The following is a 15550-nucleotide window of genomic DNA, read 5'->3' as shown; positions in this document are numbered from 1 at the left end:
AGCCAGGCGAAGTTTGATATGAATACTTAATTATCTGTAAAATCTATCTAAGCTGTTAGTCGTAAATTTAATATACTGGTAATGAGTATTTTAAGTTGTCCTTATAAATCTTGGACAATCAGTCATTTTTATGAAAAATGAGGGGGAGTATATTGTTTTATTCAGAAAAACTCTTTCGCTTTTCTGGCTGTATTCGTCTATTTTTTTGATCGGTTTTTAAGCTCTGGCTCTTATTGACCAATAAAGCATTTTTTAAATCACGCAGTCCTATCCGTATGACAACAACAATCACAAGTACACCCGGTACACCCGGCACACTCAGCACATTCAGCCCATTAAGTACCAACCAGATTTTGCCTCTGCGCGATCAGTATGGCGTGCAGGTAGATGTTGAGGTCGTAGCTGAAACCGGCTCAACCAATGCTGATTTGATGGCGCGCTTAGGCGACTTGCAAGCGCCATTGCTTAGGATTGCAGAACGTCAGACAGCAGGTCGCGGACGTGCTGGTCGTGTCTGGCATTCAGCACCCGGCGGCGTGTTGACATTCTCTTTGGCGTGGCGTTTTAAACGTGGTGTACAAGCTGGCAGTGCACAAAGTTTATCTGGCTTGCCGTTAGCAGTTGGTACCGCAGTAGCAGAGGTTTTGTTGAGCCTGGGTGTGCCGGTGCAGTTGAAATGGCCAAATGACATACTCAAAGACAAAAAAAAGCTGGCCGGCATATTGATAGAAACCGCCAGCACCAATGACGACGCGATGTGGGCGGTGATCGGCATAGGCCTTAACTTGCGCGTGCCCGAGGCGCTGGAAGCCGAGATTGGGCAAGCCGTGGCCGATGCACCATGGCTGGCACAAATGGACAGAAACTTACTGATGGCGCATCTGCTTAATGCGCTGGCAAAGGCCTTAGAACAATTCCAGCAACACGGTTTTTCAGCCTTTGCCGCACGCTGGAATGCGCTGCATGCTTATGCGCAGCAAAATGTGTTGATACTGGATGGCGGTGAGCAACGGCATGCGGGGATCGCATTGGGCGTAGATGCAACGGGTTGTCTAGTATTACAAACCGAGCAAGGGCAGGTGACGGTCGTGGCAGGTGATGTATCCTTGCGTCCGGTTCCATAAAAAATACAGAACGTAAAGAGTGCTAGTCCTAAAAACCAAAGCAGCTGAACCAAGGCGTCTGAAACAAAATGCCACCACAAACAGTAGATTGAGGAAAACGCCTGCATGTTGCTATTAATCGACGCCGGAAATACCCGCATCAAATGGGCAGTGCTTGCCGAATCCGGTTTGACTGACTTGCCCTTGCGTGCGGTACCGGTATGGTTGCTGTTTGATTCTGTCAGTCACGCTGAGTCAGACCAATTACCTACTGCTTGGAAAGTGCTTGCAGCGCAGGGCATATTGATCAATCGTATTGTGATTTCTAATGTTGCTGGTAGTGACTTCAAAGCGACTTTAATCAATTATCTGGAGCAAGCGTTTTCGTTAGCAAGCTTCAAGCTCGTGCCCGAATTTTTTGCTTCGGCAGCACAAGTTGCCGGGGTTAAAAACGGCTATCGCAATCCAGCACAATTAGGTTGCGATCGTTTTACCACTGCCATTGCGGCGCATGCCTTGTATCCGCAGCAATCGCTCATTGTTGCCACATGCGGCACTGCGACGACCATAGATGCGCTGAGCGCCGATGGCGTGTTTCACGGCGGGATGATTTTGCCCGGTTTAAAACTAATGGCGCAGTCATTAGCAAAAAATACCGCGCAATTGCCCCAAGTTGCAGAGAGTATTTCGCTGATAAATTTATTCGCCGATAACACTGAGTCTGCGATAGTCAGCGGCTGCATTAATGCCCAGGTCGGTGCTTTAGAACGCGCCGTTGCACGCTGGCAGGCTTTACAAAATACGCCGGTGACTTGTCTCATTTCAGGCGGTGCTGCAACTTATCTTCTTCCTCATTTGACGCCGGATCTTGGCATTGCCTGTCAGCATGTGGATAATCTGGTGTTGACGGGTTTGGCCGTAGTTGCATCGATGCACACTACTGTCAACTCCAGCCAACCGCAGCTTTAGCAAGAGTAGTCAACCGTTAACAAGCTAAATACCGCATCCACCTCTAATCATGAATAAATTATGCTGAGATTTTTTTTCTGGAGCTTGCTAATACTGAATGCGTTTTTAATCGCCTTCAATCTAGGCTATCTTGGTAACTGGGACATGGATGCCCATGAGCCGCAAAGAATGGTTAAGCAACTGAACAGCGATCAGTTGCATGTAATCTCTGCCAGCCTGGCGCTGGCACCCGCGCAAGTGCCCGAGGAGCGAAAAAATGATGTGCAGGCTTGTCTGCAAATCGGTAATTTTTTACAAGCAGATGCAAGCAAGATTGAAGACAAACTAAAAACCTTGGCGCTCGGTGATCGTCAATCACGTATTAATGTGGTCGATGCAGATACCGTGACCTATATGGTATTTATTCCATCCCAAGGCAGCAAAGATGGTGCCGACAAAAAAGCCGGTGAATTACGTCGTCTTGGCATCACCGATTTTTTCATTGTGGTGGATCAATCAAATCTGCGATTTGGTATTTCACTCGGCGTATTTAAAACCGAAGATGCAGCCAAAGCGCATTTGAATAAACTCAGCAATAAAGGCGTACACAGCGCCCGCATTGGCGCACGTACCCTCACTACTAATAAATTTGCTTACCAATTACGTGCGCTCAGTGCAGAAGAAAAAGCCCGTTTTGATATCATCAAACTCGACTTTTCAGAGCAAGATGTACGCAACTGCCAATCCACGGCATATAGTAAAAATTAAGCAAAAACCAAGCAGAAACTAAGCTGATGAGGCACGCTCTTACCGGCTAATTAGTGGCGGTAAGAGTGTTGTGGGACTTGTGACGGAGCTGGCGCTAAAAACGTGAGGCTTGATTCGGTTCAAACTCACATTTCTGAGTACGAAATTCCACCCGCATTGCTAATCTCTAGCCTCTCTTCCAGCAATTTTTTATCGCCGCTCCGGAAATCCACAAACTCCAGACCGATGCGAAATAATTTTTGCGACAAGATGGTGTAATTCATGCGGCAACTAATTTCCAGAATCTTCTCTTTAGTGCCTGCATTCAGCGGCGGCAATGCCAATAGCAAAATCACTTTACCCTCATAAAAGACATTGTGATCGCAATGGATACTCAAACCTCCCAGCGATATCTCGTTGACGCGTCCATGGAAAGTCTTTTTGCCCATGCCACCTTCATACACAATCGCCATGCGCCATTTAACTAAATAACGTTTATAAATGCGATTGTTGGCCCGGGGCAGCCTGGTCGAAATAGAGATGGGAGCGAAGTTGGAGGGCGCGCTTGTCTGCCCACTTGATGGCTCACTTGATGAAGTATCCGCTGAAGCATCCGACAACGCATTCTTAGCCTCTTGCAGAGGCTCGCCATCCACGTTGTCCAGTTCGTCTTCGACAAGGTCTGACTGGTCTTGCGCAGGTTGGTCGCTATCTGGATTTTTCATAGGGGCGATCTATTAAAACTCGATATTAAAACTTGAGGTTAAAACCTAAATACGTCTTAGAAAGTTACCTAAAAATTATAAGCGCATTAACCATCCATTGTTACATTTGGGTTGTAACAGACAGTACAACTTCTGCCGTCTCTAACATGTCGTGTTGTTCTAATTCATGCATAAGTAGTTTGTGTCTGACTTAAGGATGGATTATGCTAAAACCGCCAACAGTTTTTTTCAATAATTCTGTGGCAACTCTAATAATATAACAGGAGACAATATGAAAGCATTCATCAAAATGTTGGTAGCGACCGTATTCGCCGGTTTATTTGCCATCTCATTTACCGGTACCGCCTTGGCTGTCGAGCACGGCAGCGCGCAAGAGGCAACCGATCTGGTGAAGAAGGTAATCGCCTATTACAAAGCTAATGGTAAAGAGAAAACATTTGCCGAGATCAATGATCCCAAAGGACAATTTCTGGTGAAAGATTTGTACATCTTTGCCGGCACGGTCAAAGGCGGTGGTCCGACGCTGGCACATGGCGCTAACCCTAAATTGATCGGTAAAAATTTAGGTGAGTTGAAAGATGTGGACGGCGTTTTTTTCGTCCGTAAAATGACGGAAGTCGCCGCCAGCAAAGAAGGTAAAGGCTGGGTTGACTACAAGTGGCCAAACCCGATCACCAAAGTCTTAGAGCAAAAAAGCACCTACGTAGAACGAGTCGACGATCTTTATTTCGCCTGTGGAATTTATAAAGGATAGTCCAATACTTCTGCGGCTTGTAGAAGGAAAACCTCTGCTAAGCCGCAGAACGATTGGACGATCCATTTGACTTTCTAAAAACCGTTTAATCTACTTGCTGTAGCAGGATGCGCTATGTGTACCGCGGTAATCCGTAGCAAACCGTAACGAACAGTATGCCGGTGCGCATGGCGCACCCTACTGATGATCAGATCTCATTAAAAAGTTTTTAGACGACTTCAATACCTAAAAACGTAGCTACAACAATCCCGGCAGCAATAAGTCACTAAAATTACGATACACCTGAGAGTTTTTTTCAAAAGAAGTTCATCATGCAACCCGTATTCCATTTCCAGCAAGGCAGTGTGCCTTTATTGATTTCTATGCCGCATGTCGGCACCAACATCCCGCCCGAAGTCAGCGCCCAGTTAGAGTCTGTGGCTTTTGATAAAGCCGATACCGACTGGCATTTGCCCTTGCTCTACAACATGGCACAAGACTTAGGCGCATCGGTAATCCATGCCGATTACTCGCGCTACGTGATTGATCTGAATCGTTCCCGCGATGACAGTAATCTGTACCCGGGGCTGGATACAACGGGCTTGTGCCCGGTCGATACCTTTACCAAACAAGCTTTATATCCCGCAGGTAAAACGCCCGATGCGGCAGAAGTGCAACGACGCATTGCGACTTACTGGCAGCCGTATCACGATCAATTGCAGCAAGAGCTGGACCGCTTGCGTGCGCAGTTTGGGACAGTGATTTTGTGGGATGCTCATTCGATTGCGTCGCAAGTCCCGCGGTTTTTTCAAGGCAAATTATCTGATCTGAATTTTGGTACCGCAGATCAAAGATCCTGTGATCCCGGTTTGCAGCAAGCGCTGATGCATTGCCTGCAAACGTCAGCAGAGGCGCAAACTTATAGTCATATATTTAATGGTCGCTTTAAAGGCGGTTACATCACCCGTAATTATGGTCAGCCGCATGATGGTGTCCATGCAGTGCAGCTAGAGATGAGCCAGTGCATCTACATGGATGAGCCAGCGCCATACGCCTATCGCCCCGATCTGGCGGCACAAGTGCAGCCATTACTGCGCCAGTTACTCACAACCTGCCTGGAATGGGCACAACAGCAATCGCACTTTCAATTAAAACCTCAGGCGAATCCGACTACTTCAACCAGCATGGTGCAGTCTTGAGTGCTACTTTATTTGCCCGCAATGCTTATCTTGCTGATGGTTGGGCCAAGAACGTCAGATTGAGTTGGGGTGCAGACGGTGATCTTACAGAAGTCATTTGTGATGCGACGCCTGACGCACACGAGGTACAGGAAGAATTTGTCCTGCCTGGTATGATCAATTTGCATTCTCATGCCTTCCAGCGTGCAATGGCGGGTATGACCGAAATCGCAGGCGAGGGACCTGATAGTTTCTGGACCTGGCGTGACCTGATGTATCGCATGGCGTTGCAAATCACGCCTGAACAGATGGAGGCGATTGCCGCCCAGCTGTATATGGAATGCCTGCGCCATGGGTATACCAGCGTGTGCGAATTTCACTATCTGCATCGCGCGCTTGACGGCGGGTTTTATGCCAACATGGCAGAGACCGCGCAACGCGTGATTGCTGCCGCACATACTACCGGCATGGGAATCAGTATGTTGCCGGTGCTATATAGCTTTGCCGATTTTGGTGACGTCCCGTTGCGGCATGATCAGCGTTGTTTCTCTACCAATACCGAGCAGATTTTGCAACTGATCAGTCAGTTAGAAACCGCGCGCAATGGTCAGGTTGAGGTCGGTGTGGCACCCCATTCGCTACGCGCTGCTAACGTGGCACAGATCAAGGAATTAGTGGCTGCTTTGCCAGCGAACAGGCCAATTCATATTCACATAGCTGAACAACAGAGAGAAGTCGATGCCTGTATTGCGCACAGCGGCAAACGACCAGTGCAGTTGTTGTTGGACACCCAGCAAGTCGATCATCGCTGGTGTCTGGTGCATGCCACCCATCTGGACAAAGCTGAGCTAGCAGCGGTTGCAGCCAGCAAGGCCGTCGCGGGTATCTGCACAACGACAGAGGGTAATTTGGGTGACGGATTTTTTGATCTGCCGGATTACATTGCTGCGCAAGGTCGCTTTGGCATCGGCAGCGATAGTCACGCTTCGCAAAGTCCCATCGAGGAATTGCGCTGGCTGGAATACGGTCAGCGGCTGCGGCTGCAAGGCCGCAATATCGCCAGTCAAGCTGGGCAGCGCCGCGTTGGTGATTTTTTATGGCATGCCAGTTTGCAAGGCGGAGCGCAGGCATCCGGTCGCCAGGTTGGCCAACTCGCGATTGGTAAACGGGCTGATATGTTAGTGCTGGATGATCAGCATCCTAATCTGCAAGGCTTGCCAGTGGCAGATTTACTCAATACCTGGATTTTTGCAGGCAACGATAATCTGGTGCGTGATGTGCGTGTTGGCGGTCGCCCGGTAGTGCAGCACCGACGGCATGTGGAGCAAGATCGTATTCAGGGTGGGTATGCCGATTGTATGCGGGTGTTGCGGCAGTCTTAAGGAGAAAATACAGGTGGGGTACGCTCATTAGTTCACCTGTTATTTATCTCAATAAATGATATTTATTTGGGAGTATGTTGATAAATAGGGGGGCTATTGTCCAAGTTTGTTCTGGACGATTAAAATATACTCAGTGCTAGTATTAATAATTCAATATTGATGCTTTGCTGATAGCGATTGCATTCCTGGAGTTGGCGCCGGGAATTTTATGGCGCCTTTTGTGGCAAGCACAGCGTGAAGTGCGCACCCGTGTCCAGACTGCTATGGATGCTGATGCGCCCACCTAGCACACCCGTTACCAGGTTGTAGACAATATAAAGTCCTAGTCCACTGCCGCCTTGTCCTAGCTTGGTCGTAAAAAATGGATCAAACAAATGCACCTGAGTTTCTGCCGTCATGCCATGTCCGTTATCTTGATAATCCAATATAATTTCTTCATTCAGCAATTGCGCTTTAATTGAAATATGTCCTTTTTCTATATGCTCAAATCCATGCAGTAAAGAGTTGGAAGTCAAATTAGTAATGATCTGTTCTATCGGGCCAGGGTAACTATCAAGTTGAATTTTTTCCGGGATATCGATCTCGACGACATGACTCGTGCGCTTTAGCATTGGCAGCAGTGTTGTCATCACTTCTTGCACTGTTGATTCCAGATCAAACGAACGGCGCCGGGCACTCGATTGATCCACTGCGACTTGCTTGAAATCAGAAATTAGCTTGGCGCTACGAATTGCATTGTGTTCTATCATCTTGCCAGCTTCATGCATGAGTGTGGCAGACTGTATTGCCTCACTTTTTCGTAATCCACCGCCATTGAGTTTATCTAAAAAGCTACTGGTTTCGTCTTTGAGGGTGGATGCGATTGTGACGATATTGCCGATCGGTGTATTCAGTTCATGAGCAATGCCTGCAACCAGATTCCCCAGCGCCGCGAGCTTTTCAGACTGGATTAAATGCTTCATCGCTTGCTGTAATTCTTCGGTGCGTTCTAGTACACGACTCTCCAGCGCAAGGTTTAATTGTTCTAATGCGATTTTGGTTTTTTCTAGTTCAGTAATATCTAAAATTGCACCGATCATTCCATCAACAATACCGAATTGGTTTTTATACACTGCACGGTGAAAGATCACATGTTTAACTTCATTAAAATAGTCGTCAAGGTGTAATTGGAAAACTTGTTTTTCATACTTCTGGTATAGCTCTTGATCTTTCTCCTCATACAGCTTGACTCGGTTCGGCTCTAGCCAGTCAGTCATTTTTTTATTAATAATTTTTTCACGGGTGAGTCCCGTCATCGTGATGAACGCGTCATTACAACCCAGATAGATACCATCTTTATTTTTATAGAAAATGGGGATTGGCATTGCGTCTAATAAGGCTTCGAGAAAATTCCGCTCTTTTAAAATCGCTTCTTCGGCAGCTTTACGTTCTGTGATATCAGTGATATTGCAACGGATGAGTCGTGTATTTTGCGGACTTGGCAGCCTCACCAGATGTAGCTCACATGGGAATTTTGTACCATCAGAGCGCACGCACTTCAATTCAAAACGAAGGTCTGGCCCAATCAATGATTCATTAAAATAGCCGACAATCGTACTCGTCAGATCCTTTCCGTCATTATCTTTAGTCGAGACGAGTTTGATCGGGCTAAGCTTTAGCAAATCTGCGTGCTGGTAGCGAAAAAGTTGTAGGGCATTACGATTGACATCGATAAAGCGATTCTTGTCAGCGTCTAAAACCAACATCGCCTCCGGCGCGTGATCTATCAGGGTTCTGTATGTCGCCTCGCTATTACGCAAGGCGATTTCAGCTAGTTTGCGCTCGGTCATATCGGTTAGCGTTTCTAAGGCGCCAATCATCTGACCATCTTCATCCAACAAAGGCACCGCGGTGAACTGTAGCCATTTTCCAGTATCACCAACAACGTCAATCAGCTTTAAAAAAGCTTCCGTTTCGATGCCACCGATCACGACTTTGCTGTGCAAAACTGGGTTCTTATAATGTGTTTGGATCTCATCCATCGTCGCATTATTCAGCACAAAGTCAGCCAGGCAAGGCCTTGGCTCAAGATAAAAACCTCGCCATGTGTGATCTGATCCGACAATCTCGTTCGCGTTGGTGTTTGTCATTTGCTCCAGCAAGGTGTTCCATTGCGTCACCTTATGGTTCTTATCAATAGTGAATAAGGCAATCGGTAGATTTTTATAGGTCCGCTGCATTTGTTGCTCTATGGCGTTAGCGCGGGCAACAGCGAGTTTGCGCTCGGTAATATCTCTGGCGGAAGCCACTGATCGCTGCTTTCCTTCCAGCTCTTCTATGTGTAATGACACCTCTACCCAAAACAGATGACCATCGGCATGTTTGGCGTGCCATTCAAATAATTGCGGACCTTCATTAATCGCTTTTGCTAACCAGTAGACCGCTTCTGCTTCTGTATATGGTGCGACATCAGAACTGGTATTTTTGATGTTGAGCGCGGCTACGTCTTCTGCTGCAAATCCATATAGCTCAGTAAAGCGGTGGTTGACATCAATTAACTTACCGGTTTCCATGTCTCGGATAACAATCGCCTCACTACTAAAGTTGAATAGCTCACGATAATTGCGCTCACTTTTTTGTAGTTCTCGTTGGCTGCGTTTTTTAGTTTGCAGCACAAATAGAAGCAAAATAAGCATCACTAAAAAGCCAACCATTAACGGCACTGTGATGCTGAAAAAAAGCGGTGGCGAGTCCGCAATTGATGGAACTTTGTGGGGGCTAGAATTGCTGTTAGTTAAGGCGCTATCCACGCTGTCAGTGCTTGGTTTGGTCGCGCCAGTAGCGGAATTTTGAGTCGAGAATAGTGGCGTTGACCCGAGATTTTTTAGACTTGGTAAGCTGTCAATCTTGGCATTGAGATGGGCGTATTTGCCTAAAGTTAACATAATGCTTGGGTTGACTTCAGTTGCCTCAGTGTGATGTGAGTACAACGCAAAAAAAATAAAACACAGTATAAGTTTTGCCGTCCAGGATGTGACGAGCCTCGTTTGCCATAAAATTTTACAGCGCGTGTGGAGCATGCCTGGATTGTTGAGTAGGGCCATTTTTGCCTAGAATTAGACAGTCTGAGCTAAGACCGCAGAGATTATTTAATGGGATATTTTTCTCGCTGATCGAATCATCAATATACCTAAAAAGGACGACATTCGGTATTTTTAAGATTGAATTAGTTGTTTTTAAAAAAAGCTGACTAATTTCTTTCTTATGCCTATGGCCAAATATATCTAATGTCGGCGATTCCTCATAAAATATCGGCTAATGGTAATTGATAGGTAATCCGAGTATTGCCGTAACAGCAGCATTGATAAATGCTGACAAAAAAACTAAAGAAGAACGCAAAAAATGGATATTCCGAACAAGCAGCTTGTGAACAAACTGGGTTTCGCCGGGCTCATTCCCTTTTGTTTGTTAAGCTTGGCATGCTGGATTGTGCATCCTGACTGGTTGGGTTATTTCATCAAAGCTCAGCTATCTTATGGCGTTGCGATTTTGTCTTTTTTGGGCGGTTTACACTGGGGCATTGCTTTAATGTCGAAAAATTTAAATCCTGCAGATACCCGCAAAGCTTTGTTGTGGGGCGTTATCCCTTCCATGATTGCCTGGTGTTCTATGGTTAACGTTGGCGTTGGTTTTTTAGTACAAATTATTGGTTTTGTGGTCGCCTATCAGTTCGACAAGCAGCTCTATCTTCGTTATGAACTACCCATATGGTTTATCGCATTACGCTTAAAATTAACGGGCGTTGTGGTTGCCGCACTCGCTTTTACTTTTATTGCGGCAAATGTACGCTGAAAAAATAAGTGGCGACAAAACCAGTAGCGATGTCAGGGGGAATAATGCGTATGAGAAATACAATTAAAAATAGGATCGTTGTGAAGAATAAAGAGTCCACATCAGCAAGCGCAATCAAGTACAGCATTGTCCCCAAAGATTTAGCTGGTCATCTATACCAAGTCAGCCTACAAATAAGTCAGCCTGATCCTGCGGGGCAGATTGTGATGTTACCCGCCTGGATACCCGGTAGCTATATGGTGCGTGAATTCTCGCGCAATATTGTGCAACTGCAAGCACATAGCGCAGGTAAAAAAATTGCCGTCAAAAAACTCGACAAACATACATGGCAAGCCGCTGCCTGTGATGGCGTCTTGACTTTGGAGTACGAGGTCTATGCATGGGATTTGTCGGTCCGTGCAGCGCATCTGGATCAGCAACATGGTTTTTACAACGGCACTAGCGTATTTTTGCAGGTGCTGGGACAAGAGATGTCGCCGCATATTGTGGACATCCAGCGCGCTGATGATGCCGCTTGCAAGACCTGGCGCGTTGCCACATCGCTGCCTGAATTAAAAGCAAAACGCTACGGCTTTGGCACTTATATCGCCGCCAACTATGACGAGCTGATTGATCATCCGGTAGAGATGGGCAATTTTGCTTTGGCGAGTTTTGAGGCGCATGGTGTGCCGCATGATTTTGTCGTGACAGGCACCGTACCCAATATCGATTTGCAACGCATCACCGCAGACGTAAAAAAAATCTGCGAAACTCAAATTGCTTTTTTTGAGCCCAAGACCAAACGTGCACCGATGGATCGCTATGTGTTTATGACCATGGCTGTGGGTGACGGTTATGGCGGTCTTGAGCATCGCGCATCGACTGCGCTGATTTGTAATCGTAGCGATTTGCCAGCTAAGCACCAGACCGAAATAACTGATGGCTACCAGAACTTTTTGGGTCTGTGCAGTCATGAATATTTCCATACTTGGAATGTCAAACGTATTAAGCCCGCAGCATTTGCCCACTACGATTTAAGGCAAGAAAATTACACCAGCCTGCTATGGCTGTTTGAGGGTTTTACCAGCTATTACGATGATCTGATGTTGGTACGTTCTGGCTTAATCAGCGAGGCTAGTTACTTTAAGCTGGTTTCTAAAACCATCAACATGGTCATGCGAGGATCGGGTCGTAAAAAACAAAGCGTGGCCGAATCTAGTTTTGATGCCTGGACCAAATATTATCGCCAGGATGAGAATTCACCCAACGCGATTGTCAGCTATTACACCAAAGGCTCACTGGTCGGACTGGCACTCGATCTGACAATCCGTATCGAGACTGCGGGGAAAAAATCGCTGGACGATTTGATGCGCGCACTATGGCAAAAATTTGGACGTGATTTCTATCAAAAGACAGCGTTAGGTCAGCAACAAGGTCTGGGCGAAAACGAGATTGAGGCGATCATACAACAAGCAACTGGCATCAATGCCAAGCGCTTCTTAGATCGTTACGTGCGCGGTACGGAAGATTTGCCGCTATCTAAATTATTTGAAGATTTTGGGGTCGTCCTCAACGATGGCAGCAAGTCTGCAAAAATAGTCAAACCAGTGCTGGGTGTACGTACCGGCAAAGACGGCAATGACTGCAAACTAGTTAATGTATACGAAGGTCGCGCTGCACACCGTGCAGGATTGTCCGCAGGAGATGTGCTGATCGCCATCAACGGTTTGCGGGTCAGCGCCGCCGATGCCGCAGATGGTCTGACGAATGCATTGAGTCGCTACAGCGTCGGCGACACCGTGCAATTGCATGTGTTCCGCCGTGACGAGCTAATGCTGGTCCAGGCCAAGTTGCAGTCAGATGATGTACCAGCCTTAGCACTGGCTTTGGAAGAGCACAGCAAAGCTGTATTGCAGACAAAACGACCCAGCTATCAGCGTGTAGTGAAGGCTTAATTTCTGAGGCTTGATATAAGATACTAGGTGGTAGTACCTTAATTACTAAGGCAGATGTCCATAACTTAATTGGACATCTGCCTTTATTTTATGGATACTCCCATTAAATACTTATTTTCTTTGCCCCATAAAATTCTAAAGAGTTTACTGCTTGATTTTTATGTTTGACTGCGATCTCACACGCCAGAGCTGTCAATAGCGACTGTTATCAAGCTGCTAGTGAGCTCATTTCTGCGTTGAAATGACTACACTAAACGCTGCCAAATCGCTGTAGTCGCCGCTGCTTGATTTAGCGAATAAAAATGCAAGCCAGGTGCACCGCCCGCCAGCAAGCGTTCGCACAAGTTCGTTACCACATCCAGGCCAAAGGCTTTAATCGAGGCCGTGTCATCGCCGAAGCTGGCTAGTTTTAAGCGTACCCAACGTGGGATTTCTGCGCCGCACATTTCTGAGAATCGCATCAGCTGGCTGCTGTTCGTAATTGGCATGATGCCAGCTACGATCGGTGCGGTGACACCCGCTTTTTGTGCCAGTTCTACAAACTGAAAGTAGGCATCAGGATTGTAAAAATATTGGGTGATCGCCGCATTTGCACCAGCGTTCATCTTGCGCACAAAACTTTGCAAATCATCTTGTGGCGAGCGTGCTTGAGGGTGCATTTCTGGATAAGCGGCAACTTCGATATGGAACCAGTCACCGGTTTCTGCACGAATAAATTCCACCAACTCATTGGCATAACGGAACTCACCTGCTGCACCATAACCGCTGGGTAAATCGCCACGTAAGGCGACCAGACGATGGATGTCATTGGCCTGATATTGTTTGAGAATATCGCGGATAGAATCGCGGGTGCCGCCGACGCAAGACAGATGTGGTGCTGCTGCATAACCTTCTTTGCGTATATCGATCACTGTATCCAGCGTACCTTGTTGCGTGGTACCGCCAGCGCCAAAGGTGACTGAGAAATATTTAGGTTGCAACTCTGCCAGTTTGGCACGTGTAACACGCAATTTTTCTGCGCCTTCCGCTGTTTTGGGCGGGAAAAATTCGATACTAAAATTGTGCTCAGACATTATTTTTTAAACAGTAAGGTGGAGAGCGTCCAAGAGATCACGCTATATAACAATGCGCCACCCACAGCTGACCAGAAACCAGCGACATGGAAACCATCAACTAAATTGGCGACACCCCAGAACATCAGACCATTGATGATGAAGATGAACAGGCCAAGCGTCAGCACAGTGACTGGCAGTGTCAAAATCAGCAGAATAGGGCGGATGATGGCATTCACAAAACCCAATACCAAGGCAACAATCAGTGCGGTAACAAAGCTGTCAATCGACACCGAGTGCATAAGGTAGGGTAGGGCAAGTAAGGCGAGGCCGTTGATGATCCAGGTGGCTAGCAGGCGCATGGGTTCTCCAGTGTGATGGCGTTTGAGAGGGAAATACTGCGGTAAATGCCCCTCCCCCCTAAAGCGGGAGATGGGCTTTCATTCTACCAAGCCTGCTGATTAATAACGATATTGCTCTGGCTTGTAAGGGCCATTTTTGCTGACGCCGATATATGCTGCTTGCTCATCTGTCAGCTCACTCAACTGCGCATTAAGTTTTTTCAATTGCAGGCGAGCGACTTTTTCATCCAGATGTTTTGGCAATGTGTAGACGCCAACCGGATACTTGTCATTGTTTAAGAACAGTTCGATTTGTGCGATGGTTTGATTCGCAAAAGAAGAACTCATCACATACGATGGATGACCAGTGCCGCAACCCAGATTGACCAGACGACCTTCGGCCAGCAAGATAATGCGACGACCGCTAGGGAAGATCACGTGATCGACTTGTGGCTTGATGTTTTCCCAGGTGTATTGCTTGAGTGCGGCGACGTCGATTTCATTGTCGAAGTGGCCGATGTTGCAGACAATTGCCTGATCTTTCATCTTCAGCATGTGAGCATGGCTGATGACGTGGTAATTACCGGTCGTCGTCACGAAAATATCACCGTGTTCCGCTGCATATTCCATCGTCACAACACGATAGCCTTCCATTGCTGCTTGCAATGCACAGATAGGATCGATTTCTGTGACCCAGACTTGTGCAGACAGTGCACGCATTGCTTGCGCTGAACCTTTGCCCACGTCACCATAGCCAGCGATCACTGCTACCTTACCGGCGATCATGACGTCAGTTGCGCGCTTGATGCCATCGACTAAAGATTCACGGCAACCGTACAAATTGTCGAACTTGGATTTAGTGACGGAATCATTGACGTTGATCGCTGGGAAGGCGAGTTTGCCTTCTTTGTGCATCTGGTACAAACGGTGCACACCAGTAGTCGTTTCTTCTGTCACGCCTTTGATTGCTGCCAGACGTTTGGAGTACCAGGTAGCATCAGTTGCAAGCTTGGATTTGATGGCATTGAAGAGGCAGATTTCTTCTTCTGACCCCGGGTTTGCCAGAACAGAAATATCTTTCTCTGCACGTGTACCGAGGTGCAGCAACAATGTTGCGTCGCCGCCGTCATCCAAAATCATGTTGGAATAACCACCGTCAGTCCAGTCAAAAATACGGTGTGTGAAATCCCAGTATTCATCCAGATTTTCGCCTTTAAATGCGAATACCGGCGTGCCACCCGCAGCGATTGCAGCAGCAGCGTGATCTTGCGTGGAGTAAATATTGCAGGAAGCCCAGCGTACTTGTGCGCCGAGTGCATTTAGCGTTTCGATCAGTACCGCAGTCTGGATTGTCATATGCAGGGAGCCAGTAATGCGCGCACCTTTTAATGGCTGGCTGGCAGCGAATTCTTCACGAATTGCCATCAGGCCTGGCATTTCTGTTTCTGCGATCTGGATTTCTTTGCGACCCCAGCTAGCTAAGCTGATATCGGCGACGAAAAAGTCTTGAGTGGATTTTGCTGCTGAGTTTGAAACAGGTGTGGCGGCTGCGGTAGTCATGGTGGTGGCGTTCATC

The 15550-nt window shown here is 47.1% G+C and carries 14 protein-coding genes; 9 read left to right on the top strand and 5 right to left on the bottom strand.

Annotated elements, in window-relative coordinates; genetic code table 11:
- Positions 1 to 275 precede the first annotated feature (275 nt).
- From AAKU61_RS03500 to AAKU61_RS03490, 3 genes are all read left to right on the top strand, one after another.
- Positions 276 to 1124 carry a biotin--[acetyl-CoA-carboxylase] ligase gene (locus AAKU61_RS03500; protein WP_354329696.1) on the top strand — a complete coding sequence of 283 codons (849 nt, stop codon included), beginning with the start codon at positions 276 to 278 and terminating at the stop codon, positions 1122 to 1124.
- Between the two features lie 105 nt (positions 1125 to 1229).
- On the top strand, positions 1230 to 2072 hold the full coding sequence (locus AAKU61_RS03495) for a type III pantothenate kinase (protein ID WP_354329694.1): 843 nt from the start codon (positions 1230 to 1232) through the stop codon (positions 2070 to 2072).
- A gap of 60 nt (positions 2073 to 2132) precedes the next feature.
- Positions 2133 to 2819 (top strand): SPOR domain-containing protein, encoded by a 687-nt coding sequence (locus tag AAKU61_RS03490; protein WP_322120311.1) that lies wholly within the window; start codon positions 2133 to 2135, stop codon positions 2817 to 2819.
- A 125-nt stretch (positions 2820 to 2944) separates the two neighbouring features.
- Here the strand turns inward: AAKU61_RS03490 and AAKU61_RS03485 are convergent, their stop codons facing one another.
- Entirely contained in the window at positions 2945 to 3523 is a 579-nt protein-coding gene (locus AAKU61_RS03485) for a PilZ domain-containing protein (RefSeq protein WP_354329692.1), read from the bottom strand.
- A 271-nt stretch (positions 3524 to 3794) separates the two neighbouring features.
- On the opposite strand from AAKU61_RS03485, the gene AAKU61_RS03480 reads away from it, so the two are divergent.
- The 3 genes from AAKU61_RS03480 to AAKU61_RS03470 all read left to right on the top strand — a co-directional run bounded on the left by AAKU61_RS03480 (position 3795) and on the right by AAKU61_RS03470 (position 6816).
- The gene (locus AAKU61_RS03480) at positions 3795 to 4277 is read left to right on the top strand and encodes a cache domain-containing protein (RefSeq protein WP_354329690.1); all 483 of its coding nucleotides are present in this window, start codon (positions 3795 to 3797) and stop codon (positions 4275 to 4277) included.
- 311 nt (positions 4278 to 4588) lie between these two features.
- A complete protein-coding gene (gene hutG / locus AAKU61_RS03475; protein ID WP_354329688.1) occupies positions 4589 to 5455 on the top strand; it encodes an N-formylglutamate deformylase in 867 nt (288 codons plus the stop codon).
- Positions 5377 to 6816, top strand: coding sequence for a formimidoylglutamate deiminase (locus AAKU61_RS03470; protein WP_354329687.1), 1440 nt, complete (start codon positions 5377 to 5379; stop codon positions 6814 to 6816). Before hutG ends, AAKU61_RS03470 begins: the two co-directional genes overlap by 79 nt.
- Before the next feature lie 206 nt (positions 6817 to 7022).
- Here AAKU61_RS03470 and AAKU61_RS03465 read toward each other — a convergent pair whose 3' ends face one another.
- Positions 7023 to 9491 carry a PAS domain-containing sensor histidine kinase gene (locus AAKU61_RS03465; RefSeq protein ID WP_354329685.1) on the bottom strand — a complete coding sequence of 823 codons (2469 nt, stop codon included), beginning with the start codon at positions 9489 to 9491 and terminating at the stop codon, positions 7023 to 7025.
- 31 nt (positions 9492 to 9522) lie between these two features.
- Here AAKU61_RS03465 and AAKU61_RS03460 point away from each other — a divergent pair, with 31 nt between their 5' ends.
- From AAKU61_RS03460 to AAKU61_RS03450, 3 genes are all read left to right on the top strand, one after another.
- Complete coding sequence (locus AAKU61_RS03460; RefSeq protein ID WP_354329683.1) at positions 9523 to 9648, top strand: hypothetical protein; 126 nt, start codon at positions 9523 to 9525, stop codon at positions 9646 to 9648.
- Positions 9649 to 10197: 549 nt separating this feature from the next.
- A complete protein-coding gene (locus AAKU61_RS03455; protein ID WP_354329681.1) occupies positions 10198 to 10647 on the top strand; it encodes a DUF3429 domain-containing protein in 450 nt (149 codons plus the stop codon).
- A gap of 50 nt (positions 10648 to 10697) precedes the next feature.
- Positions 10698 to 12581, top strand: coding sequence for a M61 family metallopeptidase (locus tag AAKU61_RS03450; protein WP_354329679.1), 1884 nt, complete (start codon positions 10698 to 10700; stop codon positions 12579 to 12581).
- A gap of 245 nt (positions 12582 to 12826) precedes the next feature.
- Here AAKU61_RS03450 and metF read toward each other — a convergent pair whose 3' ends face one another.
- The 3 genes from metF to ahcY all read right to left on the bottom strand — a co-directional run bounded on the left by metF (position 12827) and on the right by ahcY (position 15549).
- On the bottom strand, positions 12827 to 13654 hold the full coding sequence (metF, locus tag AAKU61_RS03445; RefSeq protein ID WP_354329677.1) for a methylenetetrahydrofolate reductase [NAD(P)H]: 828 nt from the start codon (positions 13652 to 13654) through the stop codon (positions 12827 to 12829).
- Positions 13654 to 13995, bottom strand: coding sequence for a phage holin family protein (locus tag AAKU61_RS03440; RefSeq protein WP_322121166.1), 342 nt, complete (start codon positions 13993 to 13995; stop codon positions 13654 to 13656). The genes metF and AAKU61_RS03440 overlap by 1 nt, the downstream gene beginning before the upstream one ends.
- Before the next feature lie 99 nt (positions 13996 to 14094).
- On the bottom strand, positions 14095 to 15549 hold the full coding sequence (gene ahcY / locus AAKU61_RS03435; protein WP_503012573.1) for an adenosylhomocysteinase: 1455 nt from the start codon (positions 15547 to 15549) through the stop codon (positions 14095 to 14097).
- Position 15550: the final 1 nt, after the last annotated feature.

The sequence above is a fragment of the Undibacterium sp. GrIS 1.2 genome (assembly GCF_040544435.1).
GTDB lineage: Bacteria > Pseudomonadota > Gammaproteobacteria > Burkholderiales > Burkholderiaceae_D > Undibacterium.
The sequence above is the reverse complement of the archived record's forward strand: the minus strand, read 5'-3'. Positions and strand labels throughout refer to the sequence as shown.